Raw genomic sequence first — 19829 nt, 5'->3', positions numbered from 1 at the left:
TTTCGTCAACCGCACAATTTTGCGATTCTTTTCGCGAGGCGCTCGCCCTCAGGTTGCGGGGTTATTGCAGAAGCGAGAGGCGTTGGTCGTCCAGTTTCCGTACCCTGTGGCGACCAGATTGCTGATCACACGGCAGACATATCTCTTCTGAGCAGGATCATTGTTAGGTCCGGCGTGGTATCTTGCTACCGCCATTGTCCATGTCTCATGACGGTCGTGCAGGTTGCGCAGGAACTTTGCCGCATACTCCACATTGCGCCTCGGATCGAACATCTCTTCTGGAGACGAGAAGTTCTCGCCGTGGAAATGATGATTGATCTGCATGCAACCGATGTCGATCAACTTCATCCCCTGTCGCTTTGCCGCATAAAAGGCGGTGATAGCCTCCTGCTGGGAGGCAGAAAAATAGGCTTTGCCTTCCACGTTCATAGCGAACGGGCTGAGGCTCCCTTTGCGTCCCGTCTCGGTCAGTCCGACCGAGTAGAGAATGCCTTCCGGGATCCCATACTTGGCCGCCGCAGCTTGAATCTCGCGCTCGCAAGCTCCGGGGTTAACCGGAGCCCGGGGAAAGACCGGCGCGCTGGCTGCTGTCGGAGCCCGAGGAGCAACCTGCGTGGATGCGCTGAAAAGAGATCCGGCGGGCGCCTCAGAGGTAGAGATCGCCAGGGCGAGCGCTGCCAGAAGGCGCACCTGCCGTGCTGTCCGAAGCCGCATCATTCGTATTCCTCGCTCCTGGCTCAGCCGATTGGCGGTTTCCCGTCTGCTCCTGGCCGCGTCCGGCGGCAGAGCCCTGCCGACCGCCGTCAGCCTGGGCCTGCGGACCTGCCTGACCTTGCTGCCCCTGTTGGCCGCCGGCGGCTTCCGAATCCGCTGTTGGAGCAATGCTGATGGTTACCTGTTCGACGGCAAAGCCCTGGGCGCGAAGTGCGTCGAGGATACCGCTGCTGTCTTCGCTGAGCTGCATGTAGGCGGCTCGCGTCTCGACGGTGAGGTGCACGTTCAGCGCTTCCCCATGAAGCCTCAGCATGGCCGTCACCGATCCCAGATCATGCGGGTTCATCTGCAGCTTGAGCGTATTGACCACCGTACCGGTGCTGGTCTGCGCCGCGATGTTGGAGAGCTCGGAGCTCGGATGCATCGCCGCCGCCCATTCGGAATTGCCTGAAAGCATCGCCGTGAGATTGGCACTGTTCGAATTTTGTGCGAGGCCCAGGAACCGTCGCGACTCGAGTACGGTGACGTTCTCGGCAGCTCCATTCGATGAAGCCTTGAATTCCACGGTCGGACGCTCGCCGCTACGCTCGTCAACGGTCATATTGAGGCTCTGGCCGTCACCGCGGGCATTGGTGAAGCGGAACTGGCCGGTCCCGGGAACGCTCGTCTCGCCATCAGTCGGCATCGAAAGCGGATCCGAGGACGCGCTGGCCGCCAAACTGAAGCGTCTGGTTTCGTCAACGCCGCTAATCCCAGCAGCCTCGGCACGATCTTCCGCACCCTTCTGCCGCTTGCCCTGAGACCCCGCCGTGTTCTTCGGCATCGCGGCCTGAAGTTCACTCGCGGCTACCTCGCCGCCCAACAACGACAAGACGTCGGCAATCTTGCTGTCGTCGGCATCCAGAATGGAGAGATCGAGACCTGGGTCTGCCTCTTCAGGCTCAGCCTGTTCGCTCTTGCCGTCGGGTTTGCGGGCGGCGGCCAGTTCATCCGATTTTCGGACAATGGCCTTGGCGGTGACGAGCGCATCGCGAAGCTTCTTCTCCGCCGGCGTCAGCTGCTTTTCATCATTTGCCGTAGCAACCTTGCTCACCGCATCGAGCACGCTTTCGCTTCTCTCCAGCGTGCGCCGAAGGCTTTCGGGGCGGAGGTCGATGATGGGTTTGCGCGTTGCGGGCTTTTCACCAGCGGCCACGCGATCACCCTCAGCAGGCTCCCCGTCATCCGACATGTCGCCATGGCGCTGAGAAGGCACGTCTTGATCCAAACCCGAAAGGGCGTCGGAGAAGCCGTTCGGTGATGCATCGGCGCCCTTTCGGCCGGCGACAGCTTGTTTTGCCGACGAAGCCGCATCGGCTGCGCCGGTCTTGCCACCCAGAATGTCGGTAATCATTTGGACGGACTCTCCTCCATCAGCATTTCATCGATAGCATTCAATTTCGAACGACCACTATCGACGTATGTCTGGAAGGCCGGATCGAATTTGACAGCGGTGCCGGCCGTCGGATTTTCCGAGGCGGAGGCAGGCCCAGCGATCTCATTTCTGGGCAACGCGACTGGGGATTTCGCGTCTTCTGTGGTGGTCACTTTGATTGCTTCGTCTTGTGCGAAGCTTTCCTCTTCCGGCTTGCTAACGACCTGTTCGGCAATCGTTTTTGCCGCTCGGCGCAGGGCCTTGTCACGGACCGAAAGCGTCTCTTCGGGGACGTCGCTTATGGCCTTCATGGCTGCATGAACATCATTCGTCGGAATGCCGGCGAGCCCGCCGTAGAGCCGCGCGAGTGCCTCGGGCACGGGATTTCCCGCCAGTGCTTCGGCTTTTGTGGAGGCGAGGCGAGCAAGATCGTTATTGCCGGCGATGGCGGCTGCGCGGGCAATCCTGAGGAAGACCTCCCGGCGACGGTCTGCATCCATAAACTCGATCGCCCCGTCTACGTCATTTTCCGTGATCGCACCGAAATGGGAAACGACAAGCTGCACGAAGAAATCGGCGAATTGACTGGCATAGGGGGAATGAACGAAACGACGGGCGTATCGGCGCGAATAGGAAAGCGCCTCTTTCACCATATTGGCGTCGACCGTAATGGCCACCGAACGGCGAAGAGCAGCTTCCTCTATGATGGTACCGGGCGCCGTCAACCGTGCCCAATCGTAAAATCCGAGTGCTGCCTTCGGATCATTCACAACCGCCACATTGCCGCTGACCAAAGCGAGGTAGGGGCCGAGCTTCTCGTCGCGGTATTCCCTGGTCATCTCTCCCAGGCTCTTTGCGACCAGAGTGCCCTTGCCGCTGAGATATTTTCGGAGAGCCTCCGCCACGCGATTGTCGAAATTGCCGGCGATGTCGCGCGAGGCGAGATATTCGAGCGTTTCGGGATTGCCGCCGCTCATGGCATAGATCAAGGCGGCATCGACATTGCGCGGATCCTCGAAGACCGAGGGGTCGGCGGTTCTCAAGCGCTGGTCGATCGTGGCAAGCATGAAGCGCTGCATCTCCGCAGCGGAGTGATCGCCGAGGACAACGGAATCCTGCACGAACTGGAGCGAACGAAGCATGGCGTAGGGCGGCAGCTCGATACGGTCCTGCGCAAACGCCGGATGCGTAAGAGCTGAGCCCAGGACCAGAGCAGCCGTCAACAGGGACCGTATGCCCGCAAGCGCCATATTATCCCTCGTCCGCCTGGAGCAGGATTTCAATGCGGCGGTTCGCGGCGGCAAGGGGATCATCGGCCACCTGAAGCCGCCTGTCGGCAAAACCCGAGACCTGCTTGACGCGGTCTTCAGTCAGCCCGCCGTGCACCAGCATGTAATAAGCGCTATGGGCGCGGGCCATCGAAAGGCGCCAGTTGTCGTTCTGGCCACCTTTGAACTGGCGGCCGTCGGTATGGCCGCGAACGATGACGCTGCCTTTGCGATCCTTGAGGATCTGCCCGAGCTTTTCCATCGCCAGAACCATTTCCCGACGAGGCACGGCAGAGCCGACGTTGAACATCGGATCATCGGCCTGATCAGAAATGGTGACGAGCAGGCCACCCTCTGCCGGGGTCACGACCAGCCCCTCGGCAAGCTTACCTGCGACGCCCGAAATCTGCTTTTGGATTTCCTCGCGAAGCTTCTCGGCGGCCTCTTCTTCCGCCTTGGAGCTCTTGAGGGGTTCTCCGGGCTCGGCTTTCTCGGATTTATCGGCCTGGGTCTTGTCGAGTTGCGTCGGATCTGGCCGTGGCGTGGGTAGCGCAACAGCCATTTCTGTCGGCGGCACGCCCGCATCCTGTTGAGTTGCAGTTTGAACAGCTTCCGCGGTCGGACCTTCGACCGGGCTTCCCTTCACAGACTTGTCGGAACTGTCAGCACGCGCAACCTCGATTTGCCGCGTCCAGAAATCCGGATCGAACGGGTCGCGATAGGCTTCACCGCCGTCGGCTCCGGTCGCAGGGCCGGACTCGCTTGCGCCACCCTCACCTTTCGCGCTGACATTGGCCTGCTGGCCTACTTCCTGGGCGATCTCGGCGAGAACCGAATAGGGATTTTCAAAGAAGTCTGCTTCGGAATAGTTTGGTTCGTCGCCGGAAGTCGACGTCATATCTTCGCCGGTCGCGGCCGCCGACCCCTGCACGTCCGCATCCGCCTTGACCCGCGAACGCTCGCCGCTCTCCTGTCCCTCTGCCGCATCGACGGGCTTCTCGAGCCCTTTCTCGGCCGGCGTCTCGTCCGAGAGCTTTATGGGGTTGAAATAGCTCGCCATCGAGGCCTTCGTTTCCTCGTTGGCGGCATTGACCAGCCACATGACGAGGAAAAATGCCATCATCGCGGTCATGAAGTCGGCATAGGCGATCTTCCAGGCACCGCCATGATGGCCGTCGTCGTGCCCGCCGCCATGTCTCTTGACGATGACGACTTCGTTCTTGCCGTGATGGTGGTTCTCGGCTTCGCTCATGCCAGTACTTTCTTCAGACTTGCGGACCACGCCGACATGCGAGTCACAAGCGCCGACTCACCGATATCAACCGAGATATCCAGATCGGGCGCTTCAACATGGCGCAGAAGAGGCGCGGATGCGCCCAGTGCGGCCTTGAGCTTTTCGAACAGATGCAGCGGTCCACGAACGTTGACCGTTCCGACATCACCTTCGAGCACGGCATCTCTGAGGAGGTCGGCCATATCCGAAACCGCTTTGGCGACCAACGCTTCGTCGAGAAGCGGCGCCAGAATTCCCGCCGTCTGGTCGCTGACCGCCTGGGCTGTAGCCGCGGCGATTTCCTGAAGTCCGGCAGCGATCGAGGCCGCGGCTTCAGCCTCATATCTTTCGCGAAGTGCCGCAATCTCTTCGGCATGCGCTGCGATAAGCGCCTGACGCTCCTCCTCGAAACGCTGCTGCAATTCCTCAGACGCCGCCTCGTGACCCCTTGAATAGGCTTCCGCGCGTTCGGCCTCGATATCTACGGGGGCTTCAACCACAGCGGGAAGCGCCAGATCTTCGTCGAGGCTGCCAGCAAAACCATCCGCCATCAACGGCAAGGGAAGGGACTGCGGTTCACTGAAGTCCTTCAGGTAGCGTGCGAGAGAAGCGCTCATCGGGACACTCCCCCCACTGCCACGCTCCTTCGCGCGCCGCTCGTCATGAGCGGGCGGAAGAAGCCAAATGTCGCCGCTGCAATCATCGTATCATCCCGATAAAGTTGCTGTTCATTCATCCGCAGCAGGATCTCGCAAAATCCTCCGGATCGTAGCGAAACGGTAGGCAATCAAACTTGCGCGAGGATGAAGATGGCGCATCGCGTCAACCTCAAACGACCGGCTCGGCGAGACATCAAACGGATCGATCGCGACGTATTACTGCCGGAACAGCTGGAGAATGTTTTCGGCGTTGGTATTGGCGATCTGGAGCGACTGTATGCCGAGTTGCTGCTGGGTCTGGAGCGCCTTGAGGCGGGTCGATTCCTCGTTCATGTCCGCATCCACCAGACGGCCGACACCCTTGTCGATCACGTCCGTCAGGGAGGCGACGAAACCTTCCTGCAGGTCGATACGCTTCTGGATCGAACCGAGACTGGACGCCGCGCTGGTCATCGCCAGGAGCTGCTTGTCCAGGAACCGTTCCAGCATGTCGAGCACAGCTTCATTATCGGGAGCAGAACCCGGCACCATCGTGTTCATCTGTGACGCAACATCGGCCAACTTGTCCAGATTTACGGATACGACCGAAATATCGAGCTTACGATTGTCGAGGTTATTGGCGGGTAAAACAACGAAGTAGTAACTCGTACCCCCATTCTGGTGAACAGGAGTTGTGACTGCCGGTGCCGTGGCAGGGTCTGTCGTCGTGACCCGGGCCCACTGGCCCTCGGCAACTTTCATGTAGGAGTTGCCACCCACCGTATAGATGCGCGCGTCGGCAACGTTGGTGTCGGCACCCAATGCGGTCAACTGGCTTTCGGTGAAGAATGGAACGGCGTAGTCTGCTTCGGTCGAGACACCGGCATTCGTGGTGACGACGGTGACGGCCGTCTCGGTTTCGGCCACAAAGCGGACGGAGGAATCAAGAATACCAATCTTTCCGCCGTTCAGATCGAATAGAACGGTGCTCGAATCCAACGTATAATCGACGGTCTTGACGGCGACTTCACCCGATGCGGTTCGGGTAAACGACGCAACCACCTGTTTTACGACTGGCTTTTCCTGGGCATTGGTGCCGCCATCGCTGACATAGTCCTGGAGCCAGTTCTCGCCGGAGAAGGTGGCGGAATCGGCAATACTCTTCAACTGCTCCTGAAGCTGGGTGATTTCTTCCTGGATCTTGTTGCGGTTGGCGCCGACGCCATAGGCAGCGACGATCTTGGATTTGATTTCCATGACCGTATCGATGGCGCTTTCCATTGCGGCATAGGCGGTATCCACCTTTGCCGCACCGAGTCCAAGCGCGTCTTGAATCGTCGACAGTGCGTGGTTGTCGGAACGCATCGTCGTGGCAATAGACCAATAGGCCGCATTGTCTGCAGCCGTCTGAACCCGCATGCCGGAAGACACCCTTGCCTGGGTGATTTCCATGTTGCGGTCGATTCCGCGCAGGGTCTGCAGTGCCGCCATCGCGGCAGTATTGGTCAGGATACTCGTCATTGGCCGTGCCTCGGTCAGATATTCTGAGGGATCCGGAGTAGTTCACCGGAAACGACGAGAGGCATCATGCTTACCGCCTCTCCACATCAGTGATGGGGGCGGCCTGTCGTTCTTAACAAATCGTTAACGCGACAGTTATCAAAGGCAATCCTGAATTGGCAAGCTGTTAAAGCGCCGTCGAGGCCTTCGCCCGACGGTCGTGCAGGTTTCGCGCAAGCCACACGGCGAAATGGGAAAAACCGCGCCTCCTTCGAGACGCGGTTTTCTTTCCTGAATATTGCTGCTGCCGTGTCAGAGCGGGACGAACCGCTCCTAGCCAAGAGCGCCGCTTACTGACGGAAGAGCGACAGAATATTCTCGGAATTGGTGTTGGCGATCGAGAGCGACTGGATCGCAAGCTGCTGCTGGGTCTGCAGGGCCTTGAGCCTGGTCGATTCCTCGTTCATGTCCGCATCCACGAGACGGCCGATGCCGCTATCGATGGAGTCGGTGAGCTTGGAGACGAAGTCCTCCTGCATTTCGATGCGCATCGAGATCGAGCCGAGCTTTGCCGTCGTGCTGGTGAGCGCTTCAAGCTGGGCGTCGACGAAGGAAATCAGGGCATCCATGATGAAGGCGTCATCGACGTCCGTGCCCATGCCGAGGTAGGTCGCAGACGCGCTGTTGCGATAGTCGTCGAGCGTGGTGATGTCCAGTTCGGAGACCGAAACCCCCTTGGTGTAGGTGATCGACGCATTGGTGGCGACGAGGGCGTTCGTGTCGATGTCGTAGCCGCCGGCCGTGCCGTTGTAGACAGCGTCGACGAAGCCGCCGCCAATCTTGATCAGGTAGTCCGCGTTGGTGCCGCTCAGCAGGTTTCCGCTGGTATCGGCCTTCGCCCAGACATTGCCGCCGATTTCCACCCACTTGGCAGTGGTGTCGCTCATCGCATTTGTGTTGATCCTGGCGTAGCGATCGTTGCCGAGAGTATCCTGAACATCGCGGAAACCCTTGAGCATGTTGGCGTCGAGTAGGCCTGCGTCACCGCCGGAAAGGTCGAAGAGAACCGTGGTTTCGTCGAGCTTGATCGGGATAGGCTGCACGGCAACATTACCGTTGGCGTCGCGAGTGAACGAACCGATCACCTGCTTGAGAACCGGATCGCTCGCATAGATCTCGCCGGTCGTGGCATTGGTGCGGCCACCGATATCCGCCTGCAGCCAGTTCTCACCGGAGAAGGAAGCGGAAGAAGCAATGCTCCGGAGCTGGTCCTGCAGCTGAGAAATTTCCGACTGGATCTTCGACTTGTCGACACCGGCTTCGGAGGCGGCAACGAGCTTGCTCTTGATCTCGGTGACGACGTCGACGACGGTTTCCATGGCGGCGTAAGCGGTGTCGACCTTGGCAGCGCCGAGACCGAGAGCGTCCTGGACGGCAGAAAGTGCACCGTTGTCCGAACGCATGGTGGTCGCAATCGACCAGTAGGCGGCGTTGTCGGAAGCGGTTCCGACGCGCAGGCCGGTGGAAACGCGCTTCTGCGTATCTTCCATGTCGACGCCGAGCGAGCGGAGGGTCTGGAGTGCAGCCATAGCTGCGGTATTCGTAAGAATGCTGGTCATCTTGTGCCCCTTGATTGGCTAGAAGAAAGGGACATTCCGGATTTCACCGGTGAACGAAGGCTCGGCCTGATGCCTGTTAACCTCTTTTTCGTCTTGGTTAACCCTTCGTTTCGATGAGCCCAGTTAAGGGGCAAATGGTTAACAAAGGTTAAACCGTCTTTACCGAAGTTAATAAAAAATGGAGAACATATAAAAAAAACCGCGCCCCGGAGGGCGCGGCCTTTCAAGCGATAAGCTTCTGTTGCTTTTCCGATTAACGGAAGAGCGACAGGATGTTCTGCGAGTCCGAGTTGGCAATCGAAAGCGACTGGATCGCCAGCTGCTGCTGGGTCTGCAGGGCCTTGAGCTTGGTGGACTCTTCGTTCATTTCGGCGTCGACGAGGCGGCCGACACCGCTGTCGATCGAGTCGGAGAGCTTGGAGACGAAGTCTTCCTGCATGCCGATACGCATGGAGATGGAGCCGAGCTTTGCAGCAGCGCTCGTCATCTTCTCGAGCTGACCGTCCGTGAAGGAGATCAGGTAGTCCATGAGCTGCTCGTCGGAGACGTTGGTGCCGTCGCCCATGCCGAGGTTCTTGGTGTCACCGGCCTTGCGGTAGTCGTCAAGCTTGGTGATGTCGAGTTCGGAAACCGACAGACCCGAGGTGAGCGTGATCGAAGCGTTGGTGGCGATCAGGGCGTTGGTGTTGACCTGATATTCGTTGGCCGTTGCGCTGAAGACTGCATCGACAAAGCCGCCGCCGACCTTCATCAGGTAGGTGCCGTTCGAACCGTCGCTGTAGACGCCGAGCGTATTGCCCTTCTGCCATACGTCGCCGCCGATGTCTCTCCAGACAGCAGAGGTGTCGTTCAAGGCCGCAGTGTTGACCTTGGCGTAACGATCGGCACCGAGGGAGTCCTGAACCTGACGCATGCCCTTCAGAGCGTTGGCGTCGAGGATGCCGGCGTCACCACCGGAAAGGTCGAACAGAATGTTCGTTTCGTTGAGCACAACATTGACGGTCTTGACCGAAACGTTGCCTTCGGCATCGCGGGTGAAGGAACCGACGATCTGCTTGTTGATGTCGTCGGAAGCGTAGACAATGCCGGTAACAGCGTTGGTCTTGCCGCTGATGTCGGCCTGCAGCCAGTTTTCACCGGAGAAGGAAGCCGAAGAGGTGATGCTCTTCAGCTGCTGCTGCAGCTGCGTGATTTCTTCCTGGACCTTGGACTTGTCGACGCCCGGTTCGGAAGCGGCAACGAGCTTGTTCTTGATTTCCTGGACGACGTCGATCGCCGATTCCATGGCGGCATAAGCGGTGTCGACCTTAGCGGCGCCGAGGCCGAGAGCGTCCTGGACGGCAGAGAGAGCGCCGTTGTCCGAACGCATGGTGGTTGCGATCGACCAGTAAGCAGCGTTGTCGGAAGCAGAACCGACGCGCAGACCGGAGGAAACGTGAGCCTGCGTCTTCTCCATGTCGGAGCTGAGCGAGCGCAGGGTCTGGAGTGCAGACATGGCTGCAATGTTGGTGAGAATGCTAGTCATTTATGAGTGCCCCTTGAGTGGCTGATTACGAAAAGGGACATTCCGGAAACACCGGGGAACGGAGGGCAGCATCATGCTTGCTAACCAGTTAATTTGTTTGGTTAACTCACCGTTTCGATGGCTCTAGGTAACCTCAATATAGTTAATGAAGATTGAAGCCGATTTAGAAAAATAAAAAAGCCGCGTCCGAATTCGGACGCGGCCCTTTTCCGGGTCCATGGCGCGGTCAGCCTCCGCGCCATTTCGCCTGTTTCGATTAACGGAAGAGCGACAGGATGTTCTGCGAGTCCGAGTTGGCAATCGAAAGCGACTGGATCGCCAGCTGCTGCTGGGTCTGCAGGGCCTTGAGCTTGGTGGACTCTTCGTTCATGTCGGCGTCGACCAGGCGACCTACACCGCTATCGAGCGAGTCGGAGAGCTTGGAGACGAAGTCTCCCTGCATCTCGATGCGCTTGGAGACTGCACCGAGCTTTGCAGCGGCGCTCGTCATCTTTTCGAGCTGGTTGTCGACGAACGAGGTCAGAGCAGCGATCAAGTCATCGTCGGAGACGTTGGTGCCGTCGCCCATGCCGAGGTTCTTGGAATCACCAGCCTTGCGGTAGTCGTCAAGCTTGGTGATATCGAGTTCGGCGACCGAGAGGCCCGAGGTGAGCGTGATCGAAGCGTTGGTGGCGATCAAGGCGTTGGTGTTGACCTGATATTCGTTGGCCGTTGCGCTGAAGACCGCATCGACGAAGCCGCCGCCGACCTTCATCAGGTAGGTGCCGTTCGAACCGTCGGTGTAAGCGCCGAGCGTATTGCCCTTCTGCCATACGTCGCCGCCGATATCTCTCCAGACAGCGGTGGTGTCGTTCATGGCCGCGGTGTTGACCTTGGCGTAACGATCGGCACCGAGAGAGTCGGTAACCGTGCGCATGCCCTTCAGGAAGTTTGCGTCGAGGATGCCGGCATCGCCACCCGAAAGGTCGAACAGAACGTTCGATTCGTTGAGCGTGACGTTGACGGTCTTGACCGAAACGTTGCCTTCAGCGTCGCGGGTAAAGGAGCCGACGATCTGCTTGGCGATGTCGTCAGAAGCGTAGACGACGCCGGTTACAGCGTTGGTCTTGCCGCTGATGTCGGCCTGCAGCCAGTTTTCACCGGAGAAGGAAGCCGAAGAGGTGATGCTCTTCAGCTGCTGCTGCAGCTGGGTGATTTCTTCCTGGATCTTCGACTTGTCGGCGCTGGATTCGCCGGCGGTTACGAGCTTGTTCTTGATTTCCTGAACAACCTCGATCGCAGCTTCCATACCGGAATATGCGGTGTCGACCTTGGCGGCGCCGAGGCCGAGAGCGTCCTGGACGGACGAAAGAGCGGCATTGTCCGAACGCATGGTGGTTGCGATCGACCAGTAGGCTGCGTTGTCCGAAGCCGAACCGACGCGCTGGCCGGTGGAGATACGGCTCTGCGTGGATTCCATGTCGGAGCTGATGGACCGCAGCGTCTGGAGAGCGGCCATTGCGTTAACGTTGGTAAGAATGCTTGCCATGATTCAAGTTGTCCCTTTGAACGAAATACTGTGGGGGGACATACCGGGCTAAAAAATATACCGGTCACTTCGGTCCGGCATCATGCCAACTCGGTTCCTTCAGCGAAGAGATACCAAACCCGTCGTGTGAGGAGAAATCTGGCAGCCAATCCTTGCCAAGTTCTTTAATTCGGGTTCCAGCGTCAGGCCCTCTGTTCCCATGGTTAACGGGCGGTTATCGCCCTTCCCCTCCGTCAACAGGACGGCTTCAAGCAAGCTTCGCCGGTCATCATGAGCAAGGAGGCCGCTCCGCCCTTGCGGCTGTGCGGCTATGATTTGGAGTGCGAAGACTTGAAAAGCCTGAAGACACAACGGGAATATGTGGCCGCCCAAAAGAGCTTCGACAAGGCCGAATATTATCACGTGCTGGGCATCCTGAACCGATTGCTGGACGTCGACAAGGATCCGAGGCACTACGCATTGCTGGGCGCGACGCTGGTCAAGCTGCGCATGAAGACGGAGGCCGCACAGGCGTTCCAGGTCGCAGGCGAACAGGAATCCCGTCATCGGCTGAAATATCTTCGCGAGGCGATGCGGCTTCACTTCGCCAATAACGACGACATCAGCCTCTTGCGCATCGGCGCTAAGATCCTCAACGAGGCCCTTGCCGACCCGGACATGGCGATGTTGATGTCCGGCGCACTGATGCGCCAGGAGATGGACGGCATCGAGGCGTTCCAGAAAACGCTCGCCGAAAGCGACAATGCCGAGCACCGCCGCTTCTCGATCCGTTCGATCCGTCTTGCGACCAGGACGGAAGCCGAACACAAGCTCATCGTCGATACCTTCGAGCGCGAGCCGGAAGACAAAATCCTGCGCAACTACTACCTCACGATCATGCGCGATGTGAACAACTACGAGGTCATCGACAAATACGACCCGATCCTCGAAGAGGAAATCGCGGCAGGCCGGATCGAGCCCTTCCTCGACGAAATCTCGCTTTACAATATCCGCTGGTGCACCAATGAAAAGGTCAACGCGATCGCAGGCGCTGCGCGGGTCAGGAAGCCTGCGGGCATCACCGCCAGACGCCATGCGATGCCGCATAACTGGGGCGACAAGATCCGCGTCGGCTACCTTTCGGCCGACCTATGGACCGACCATGCGGTGATGAAGGCCTTCCGCGGCGTTCTCGAAGCACATGACCGCAGCAAGTTCGACATCACGCTCTTCTGCAATGCCAGCGAGAAGACCCTTAAGGACAGCAATGCCGCCGTGCGCGAAAACTGGGGGCGCATCGTTTCCATCCGCAACATGACGGACGACGAAGCGGTGGAGGCCGTCAAGGCCGCGAACATTGACATCCTGGTCGATCTCCAGGGCCATACCGCCGAAACCCGCGTCCCGATCATGAACCAGCTGACAGCGCCCGTTCATGTGACCTGGCTTGGATATCCCGGCACCGTGGTCAACGTCGACATCGACTACCTGATTGCCGACCGCACCGTCGTGCCTGAGACATCTTTCCCGAATTACTATGAAAAGATCTGCTGGATGCCGGAGACGTTCTTCCCGAATGATGCGATCCACCGGTCGCTGCCCAGGAAGATCGATCGCAGCATGTGCCGGATGCCGCAGAACGCCTTCATCTTCTCGTGCTTCCATACCCACTGGAAGATCAGCCGGACAACGCTCGATCTCTGGATCCGCATTCTCAAGGCGACCCCCGGCAGCTACCTCTTCCTGATCTGCAAGGAAACCTTCGGATCGCGCAAGAACCTGCTCAAGGGCTTCACTGACGCCGGCATCGCCAGCGAGCGCATCCTTTTCGGTGACCGTGTGCTGGATTATTCCGCATATCTCGACCGCATCGCGCTTACAGACCTCGGATTGGATACCTATCCCTACAACGGACATACCACCACGTCCGAAAAACTCTGGTGCGGTCTGCCGATGCTGACCTTCAAGGGCGTGAACTTCGCCTCGCGCGTTAGCGAGAGCCTGCTCAACGCCGTCGGCCTTCCGGAAATGGTCTGCGACACGACCGACGACTACGTGAACCGCGCCGTGCACTATTTCAAGAACCGGGAAGAGCTTCAAGAAATCCGCACACGGCTTGAGGAGAACCGCTTCATCAAACCGCTCTTCGATGCGGAGCGCTTCTGCCGTCATCTGGAAACGGGCTATGAAATGATGGTCGACCGGGCAAAGGCCAAGCTGAAGCCGGACCATTTTGCGGTTCCGGCCCTACCTCCGCGTGAGGCGCCTTTCAGCACACGCACCGCGTAAACAAAATGGCGGGGCCGTCCCCGCCATTTCTCTATCACCCGAAGGACCGGATAAGGCTTCCCACGAGCAGGTTCCAGCCGTCGATCAAGACGAAAAAGAGAATCTTGAAAGGGAGTGAGATCGATGTCGGCGGCAACATCATCATGCCCATCGCCATGGTGATGGCAGCAACGATCATGTCGATCACCAGGAAGGGCAGGATGATCAAAAAACCGATTTCGAAGCCGCGCCGGATTTCCGACAGCATGAAAGCGGGGATCAGGACGCGATAGTCGATCGCCTCAGGAGTACCGACCGACTGGCCCCGCTCGCGAGCGATCTCGACAAAAAGCTCCAGGTCCTTGTCTCTGGTATTGGCGGACATGAAAACCCGAAAAGGCTCGGCAATTCGCTGCACCGCCTCCGCTTCCGTTACCTGGTTCTGAAGAAGCGGCTGGACACCTTCGTTCCAGGCGCGATCAAATGTGGGCGACATGACATAGAAGGTCATGAACAGCGCCATCGAGATCAGCACCATGTTGGAGGGTGCCGTAGCAAGCCCCATACCTGATCGGAGAATCGAAAACGCGATCACGAAGCGCGGAAAGCTTGTGACCATGATCAGGATGCCGGGCGCGACCGACAGGACCGTCAAAAGCCCGAAGGTACGGATGATCCAAGCAGCAGCGGAACCATCCACCGGCAGATTGAGAAGATCCGCAGGTGATTGTTGGGCGAGCGCAAGCCCGGGTGTCGCGATCAGCGCGACGAGCAGATAGATCAGCCGAATCATGCGATCATGAGGGTCCTTTACACTCCCTTCGATAGTCACCCTCGCCAACCGCGGTCAACAGATTACCGGCCCGTACCTGCGGTCGTGAACAGGAAGATGGCCGTATTTGGCCGATCGACCCCGGTTCGTCTCTGTTTCGAGATCCCGTGAGGCTTCAGTTTTGCACAAGTCTCGACCGTTAGCGTCTGCTCAGAAATCTCATGATGGCGGGAGCCTGAACACGAATCAGTTGTGGAAATACTGCCGCTGTAAATCGCGACGCAGCGAGAACTTGCCGCAGTCCTGCATCATATCAACATCGCCAAGCCGCTTCCGGTCAGCGACAGACCAGGCGGCTTGAAACCCCCGATCGAGGAAATCTAAGTGAATTCCATCAAGCTCAGCATCTGCATCCCAACCTACAATCGCGCTGCTCATCTGCGCGCATGCCTGGGGCGCATCAAGGAATTTCAGTTCGACTTTCCCTATGAGATCATCATTTCGGACAATGCATCCACCGACAACACCGGCGAGGTGGTTCAAGAGCTCTCGGCCGAATTGCCGATCCGCTATTATCTGCGGGCGGAAAACAACGGCCCGTTCGTCAACGTGAACGGGACGTATAGACGCGCCCACGGCGAATATTCCGTGTACGTGGCAGATGACGACCGCCTGATCTTCGAAGGTCTCCTCAACGCGCTGAAGTTCATGGACGAGAATCCCACCGTCAACGTGTGCCACGCCCCGTGGTGGACCTATGACGGTATCCTCGAAAAGGACATGGATATCTTCTATCAGCTCGAGGAAGATACCATTTTCCGCCAGCGCAGTTTCGGTGAGGTATTCAACTTCATCTACAACAAGCACATATTCCCGGAAATCGCCGTATTCCGCACCAGCGCGCTCAGGACGACCTGGGTGCCACGCGACATCTGCTTCTATGCCTTCCCGCTTCTGGCGCATTTCCTGGATCAGGGCGACATCGCATTCCTGAAGCAGCCATTCTACCGGCAGGTGATTCGTTCCGAGATCGGCCGCGACCGCCCCCAGGGCGGCCACGAAATCGCAATGTCCGGCTGGGACCAGTATCGCGGCGGCCTGGAGTATTTCCTCTACTTCGGCATCAAGCGCGGGCAGATCTCCCGGGACGACAACGACAAGTTCACCCAGGAATATATGTGCCGGATGTTCACGCTGATCCGCATGACCGTGGCGCTCCGGCTGCTGGTCGCGTCGCGGCAATTCGTCAAGGCCTATGAAATCTACACCCGCATCGTCTTCGGTGGACTGGACAAGCATCCCGAAGTGGTTGCGGCGCGCGACGGGCTCATGCTCGCAGCCGCCCTCGAAACGCTTGCCTGGCAGGTCAACGCTGCCGGCGGCATCGAAAACCTGATATTGCACGGCTTCCTCGACACGATCATCCTCAAGGAAAGAATCCGCAAGGTGAACTTCCCAGCGCGGATAGAGATCATCGATGATCCCGTGGAACCGACCAAGGATTTCATCAGCAAGACGGCCGTCCTGGTGTTTTCGCCCGAACAGCGCGACCGTTATCTGGAGCAGGGATACGAGCCCAACCTTGTATTTGCCCAGGAAGACTTGATACAGACCATCCTCTTGTAAGATAGCCGGCCCGAAAAAGGCTGACAGGATATCGCGGGATCTCGATCGAGGGAGCGGATCCCGCCCCCTGCAGGCAGGGAGAGAAAGAATGAAAGCTGTTATTTTGGCCGGTGGGTTAGGGACCCGCATTTCGGAAGAGACACATCTCCGGCCCAAGCCGATGATCGAAATCGGCGGCCGCCCAATCCTGTGGCACATCATGAAACTCTATTCCGCCCATGGTGTGAACGAGTTCATCATCTGCTGCGGATACAAGGGATATGTCATCAAGGAGTATTTCGCGAACTACTTCCTGCACATGTCGGACGTGACATTCGACATGGCCTACAACGAAATGCAGGTTCACCGCCGCAGTGCCGATCCATGGAAAGTGACGCTGATCGACACCGGCGAAGCCACCATGACCGGCGGCCGCCTGAAACGCGTCGAGGAATATCTCCGCAACGAAGAGAGCTTCTGCTTCACATACGGTGACGGTTTAAGCGACGTGAATATCACGGAGGTGGTGAAGTTCCATCGCACCCACGGGAAGATGGCAACGGTCACCGCGGTTCATCCTCCGGGCCGCTACGGCGCCCTGGAGCGTTCCGGCAATCAGGTGACGGGCTTTGTGGAAAAGCCGCGGGGCGATGGCGGCCTGATCAATGGCGGCTTCTTCGTACTTTCGCCGAAATGCATCGAACTCATCGAAGGGGACAACGTGCCGTGGGAATCGGCGCCTATGTCCACATTGGCAGCGATGGGCGAAATGATGGCCTATGAGCATGAAGGTTTTTGGCAGCCGATGGATACGTTGCGCGAAAAGAATCTTCTCGAAGAGCTCTGGGCATCTGGAGATGCACCGTGGAAGATCTGGCCGTGACCGGAGGCGCACTCCCGAACCCCGGCTTCTGGGCAGGCAAGCGGGTCCTTCTCACAGGACATACGGGCTTCAAAGGCGCCTGGCTTTCCATCTGGCTGAAGCGGCTCGGTGCGGAGGTGACCGGCATTTCCTTGCCTCCGGAAACCCAGCCGAACCTGTTCACCCTTGCCCGTCCCGATCTTGCTGCAAGTCATTTCCAGGATATCCGGGACGCCGGGAAGCTCGCCGAACTGGTTAAAGCGGCTTCACCTGAGATCATTCTGCATCTCGGAGCCCAAGCCCTGGTTCGTCCGAGCTATCAGGATCCGATCGGCACATTCGCAACCAACGTGCTGGGGACAGCAAACGTGCTCGAGGCAATTCGCTTCGTGGAAACGGCACGCGTCGTCGTGGCGATCACCACCGACAAGGTCTATCGCAATCTTGAGCACGCCTTCCCCTATCGGGAAACCGACCATCTCGGCGGACACGACCCCTATAGCGCCAGCAAGGCCGCCTGCGAGATCGTGATTTCGAGCTATCGGGATTCGTTTTTGCGGGAAAAAGGCGTAGCAGTCGCCAGTGCTCGGGCCGGCAATGTCATCGGCGGCGGCGACTGGTCGGCGGATAGGCTATTACCGGATGCAGTCCGTGCCTGGCAGTCGGGCAGTGTATTGCAAGTGCGGCGGCCGGAGGCAAAACGCCCCTGGCAGCACGTCCTTGAGCCCCTGTCGGCCTATCTCGTATTGGCGGAGCGGCTCTGGGCCGATCCGTCACTTGCAGATGCATTCAATTTTGGGCCGGTCAGCCACGAGGCAGCACCCGTTCGCGAGGTTATCGAGATTGCCCGCGCCTCCTACGGCCGCGGCGATGTGCATTATGGCGACGGCACGGAAGGCCCGCACGAGGCCGGTTGGCTTGCACTGGAAACAGCCAAGGCGCGGCATATCTTGGATATCGAGCCGCGCTGGTCGCTGACAGAGGCCGTCGACCGGACCATGAAGTGGTATCGCGCGCAGCGGGATGGCGCCGATGCGCGCGTGCTCTGCGAAACCGAAATCGCCGAATACGAGGCACGCCCTTGAGCCGCTTTACAGTCACCGATCTGCCATTCGCCGGCTTGAAGCTCGTCGAGCGGCAGAACCTCGGTGATTCGCGAGGCTTCCTGTCGCGCATGTTTTGCGCGGAGGAGCTGGCGACTGCCGGTTGGATCAAACCGATTGCCCAGATCAATCTCACTATGACAGCACGCAAAGGCACCTTGCGCGGCATGCATTTCCAGCAACCGCCGCATTCGGAAATGAAGCTGGTCAACTGCATCCGCGGCGCGGTGTTTGACGTGGCCGTCGACCTGCGGGCGGGATCACCTACCTTCCTGAAATGGCACGCCGAAGAACTGTCGGAGGGCAACCGTCGCTCTCTTCTGATCCCCGAGGGTTTCGCGCACGGCTTCCAGGCGCTGACCGATGATTGCGAGCTTCTCTATCTTCATTCGGTGCCCTATGCTCCCGGCTCGGAAGGCGCACTGAATTCACAAGACCCAACGCTCCATATCAATTGGCCGCTCGCTGTCACCGAGATGTCGGAGCGGGACCGAAACCATCCATATCTGACAGAGAAATTTACAGGACTGATCTCATGAAATGCCGCCACTGCGGTAGCGCGCTTCGCTGCGACTTCCTCGATCTTGGCTTCGCGCCGCCGTCCAATGCCTATTTGGCGGCAGAGGACCTTTCCAAGCCGGAAGTCTATTTCCCGTTGCGGCTCAAGGTCTGTGAGGAGTGCTGGCTTGTGCAGACGGAGGATTACGCCTCTGCCGAATCGCTGTTCAGCCCCGAATACGCCTATTTCTCGAGTGCCTCCTCGAGCTGGCTCGTCCACGCGGCGCGCTATGTCGAGATGATCACCAGGCGTCTCGGCCTTGGACAGCAGAGCATGGTCATCGAGGTCGCTTCGAACGATGGATACCTGCTCAAGAACTTCGTGGCGGCCGGCATTCCCTGCCTCGGCGTCGAGCCGACCGACAGCACGGCGGATGCTGCCGAAAAGCTCGGGATACCGGTGCTCCGGGAATTCTTCGGGGAAGCACTCGGCAAGCGGCTCGCCGATGAAAGCAAAGGCGCGGACCTTATCCTTGGAAACAACGTCTACGCGCATGTGCCCGACATCAACGATTTCACCAAGGGGATCAAGGCGGCGCTCAAGGCCGGCGGCACGGTCACGCTCGAATTTCCGCATGTCATGCGGCTGATCGAGCAGAACCAGTTCGACACCGTCTATCACGAACATTTCTCCTACCTTTCCCTGTTCACCGTCGGAAAGATCTTCGAAAGCGCCGGTCTGCGGGTGTTCGATGTCGAGGAGTTGCCGACCCATGGCGGAAGTCTGCGCGTCTATGGATGCCATGCGGACGATCCGCGTCAGACGACCGACGCCGTCACGACACTGCTTGCCGAGGAAGAAACACGAGGCCTACGCAGTTCCGCAGTCTACGCGGACTTCCAGGTGAAGGCCGAGAAGGTCAAGAACGACGCCCTCGCCTTCCTCATCGAAGCCAAACGCGCCGGGAAGACGGTGGCGGCCTATGGCGCTGCCGCCAAGGGAAACACGCTCCTCAACTTCGCGGGCGTCAAGCCGGACCTGGTGCCCTTCGTCTGCGATGCAGCGGCGGCCAAGCAGAACAAGTTCATGCCGGGCAGCCATATCCCGATCCTCCATCCGGACGTAATCTCCGAGCGGCGGCCCGACTATGTCTTGATCCTGCCCTGGAACATCGCGACGGAGGTTCGTCAGCAGCTGGCGACTCTTGCCGAGCAGGGCACCAAATTCGTCACCGCCGTGCCGGATCTGAAAATTCAGTAACG

General features: G+C 58.9%; 16 protein-coding genes. 6 read left to right on the top strand and 10 right to left on the bottom strand.

Annotated features, from left to right (window positions below; all coding sequences use genetic code 11):
• Positions 1-48 precede the first annotated feature (48 nt).
• The 9 genes from C5L12_RS03790 to C5L12_RS29015 all read right to left on the bottom strand — a co-directional run bounded on the left by C5L12_RS03790 (position 49) and on the right by C5L12_RS29015 (position 11479).
• Positions 49-714, bottom strand: coding sequence for a transglycosylase SLT domain-containing protein (locus C5L12_RS03790; protein WP_105370735.1), 666 nt, complete (start codon positions 712-714; stop codon positions 49-51).
• Positions 647-2107, bottom strand: coding sequence for a flagellar hook-length control protein FliK (locus C5L12_RS03785; RefSeq protein WP_105370668.1), 1461 nt, complete (start codon positions 2105-2107; stop codon positions 647-649). Before C5L12_RS03785 ends, C5L12_RS03790 begins: the two co-directional genes overlap by 68 nt.
• Entirely contained in the window at positions 2104-3378 is a 1275-nt protein-coding gene (motC, locus tag C5L12_RS03780) for a chemotaxis protein MotC (protein ID WP_105370667.1), read from the bottom strand. Before motC ends, C5L12_RS03785 begins: the two co-directional genes overlap by 4 nt.
• Before the next feature lies 1 nt (position 3379).
• A complete protein-coding gene (locus tag C5L12_RS03775) occupies positions 3380-4648 on the bottom strand; it encodes a MotB family protein (RefSeq protein WP_105370666.1) in 1269 nt (422 codons plus the stop codon).
• Positions 4645-5286 (bottom strand): hypothetical protein, encoded by a 642-nt coding sequence (locus C5L12_RS03770; protein ID WP_105370665.1) that lies wholly within the window; start codon positions 5284-5286, stop codon positions 4645-4647. Before C5L12_RS03770 ends, C5L12_RS03775 begins: the two co-directional genes overlap by 4 nt.
• A gap of 258 nt (positions 5287-5544) precedes the next feature.
• Positions 5545-6828: a flagellin N-terminal helical domain-containing protein gene (locus C5L12_RS03765; protein ID WP_105370664.1), complete on the bottom strand. Its 1284-nt coding sequence runs from the start codon at positions 6826-6828 to the stop codon at positions 5545-5547.
• Positions 6829-7157: 329 nt separating this feature from the next.
• On the bottom strand, positions 7158-8426 hold the full coding sequence (locus tag C5L12_RS03760; protein ID WP_105370663.1) for a flagellin N-terminal helical domain-containing protein: 1269 nt from the start codon (positions 8424-8426) through the stop codon (positions 7158-7160).
• Positions 8427-8679: 253 nt separating this feature from the next.
• Complete coding sequence (locus C5L12_RS03755) at positions 8680-9951, bottom strand: flagellin N-terminal helical domain-containing protein (protein ID WP_105370662.1); 1272 nt, start codon at positions 9949-9951, stop codon at positions 8680-8682.
• Positions 9952-10207: 256 nt separating this feature from the next.
• Positions 10208-11479: a flagellin N-terminal helical domain-containing protein gene (locus C5L12_RS29015; RefSeq protein WP_105370661.1), complete on the bottom strand. Its 1272-nt coding sequence runs from the start codon at positions 11477-11479 to the stop codon at positions 10208-10210.
• Between the two features lie 330 nt (positions 11480-11809).
• On the opposite strand from C5L12_RS29015, the gene C5L12_RS03745 reads away from it, so the two are divergent.
• A complete protein-coding gene (locus C5L12_RS03745) occupies positions 11810-13747 on the top strand; it encodes an O-linked N-acetylglucosamine transferase, SPINDLY family protein (protein ID WP_170109041.1) in 1938 nt (645 codons plus the stop codon).
• 34 nt (positions 13748-13781) lie between these two features.
• Here the strand turns inward: C5L12_RS03745 and fliP are convergent, their stop codons facing one another.
• Positions 13782-14519: a flagellar type III secretion system pore protein FliP gene (fliP, locus tag C5L12_RS03740; protein WP_105370659.1), complete on the bottom strand. Its 738-nt coding sequence runs from the start codon at positions 14517-14519 to the stop codon at positions 13782-13784.
• Between the two features lie 363 nt (positions 14520-14882).
• On the opposite strand from fliP, the gene C5L12_RS03735 reads away from it, so the two are divergent.
• From C5L12_RS03735 to C5L12_RS03715, 5 genes are all read left to right on the top strand, one after another.
• Positions 14883-16124 (top strand): glycosyltransferase family 2 protein, encoded by a 1242-nt coding sequence (locus tag C5L12_RS03735; protein WP_105370658.1) that lies wholly within the window; start codon positions 14883-14885, stop codon positions 16122-16124.
• A gap of 88 nt (positions 16125-16212) precedes the next feature.
• On the top strand, positions 16213-16986 hold the full coding sequence (gene rfbF, locus C5L12_RS03730; RefSeq protein WP_105370657.1) for a glucose-1-phosphate cytidylyltransferase: 774 nt from the start codon (positions 16213-16215) through the stop codon (positions 16984-16986).
• Positions 16968-18050, top strand: coding sequence for a CDP-glucose 4,6-dehydratase (gene rfbG, locus C5L12_RS03725; RefSeq protein WP_105370656.1), 1083 nt, complete (start codon positions 16968-16970; stop codon positions 18048-18050). Before rfbF ends, rfbG begins: the two co-directional genes overlap by 19 nt.
• Positions 18047-18607 carry a dTDP-4-dehydrorhamnose 3,5-epimerase family protein gene (locus C5L12_RS03720; protein ID WP_105370655.1) on the top strand — a complete coding sequence of 187 codons (561 nt, stop codon included), beginning with the start codon at positions 18047-18049 and terminating at the stop codon, positions 18605-18607. Before rfbG ends, C5L12_RS03720 begins: the two co-directional genes overlap by 4 nt.
• Positions 18604-19827 carry a class I SAM-dependent methyltransferase gene (locus C5L12_RS03715; RefSeq protein WP_205839301.1) on the top strand — a complete coding sequence of 408 codons (1224 nt, stop codon included), beginning with the start codon at positions 18604-18606 and terminating at the stop codon, positions 19825-19827. The genes C5L12_RS03720 and C5L12_RS03715 overlap by 4 nt, the downstream gene beginning before the upstream one ends.
• Positions 19828-19829 lie beyond the last annotated feature (2 nt).

This window comes from Neorhizobium huautlense (assembly GCF_002968575.1).
Classification (GTDB): domain Bacteria; phylum Pseudomonadota; class Alphaproteobacteria; order Rhizobiales; family Rhizobiaceae; genus Neorhizobium; species Neorhizobium huautlense.
Note: the sequence above shows the minus strand (reverse complement) of the source record. Positions and strands in the feature narration are given on the sequence as shown.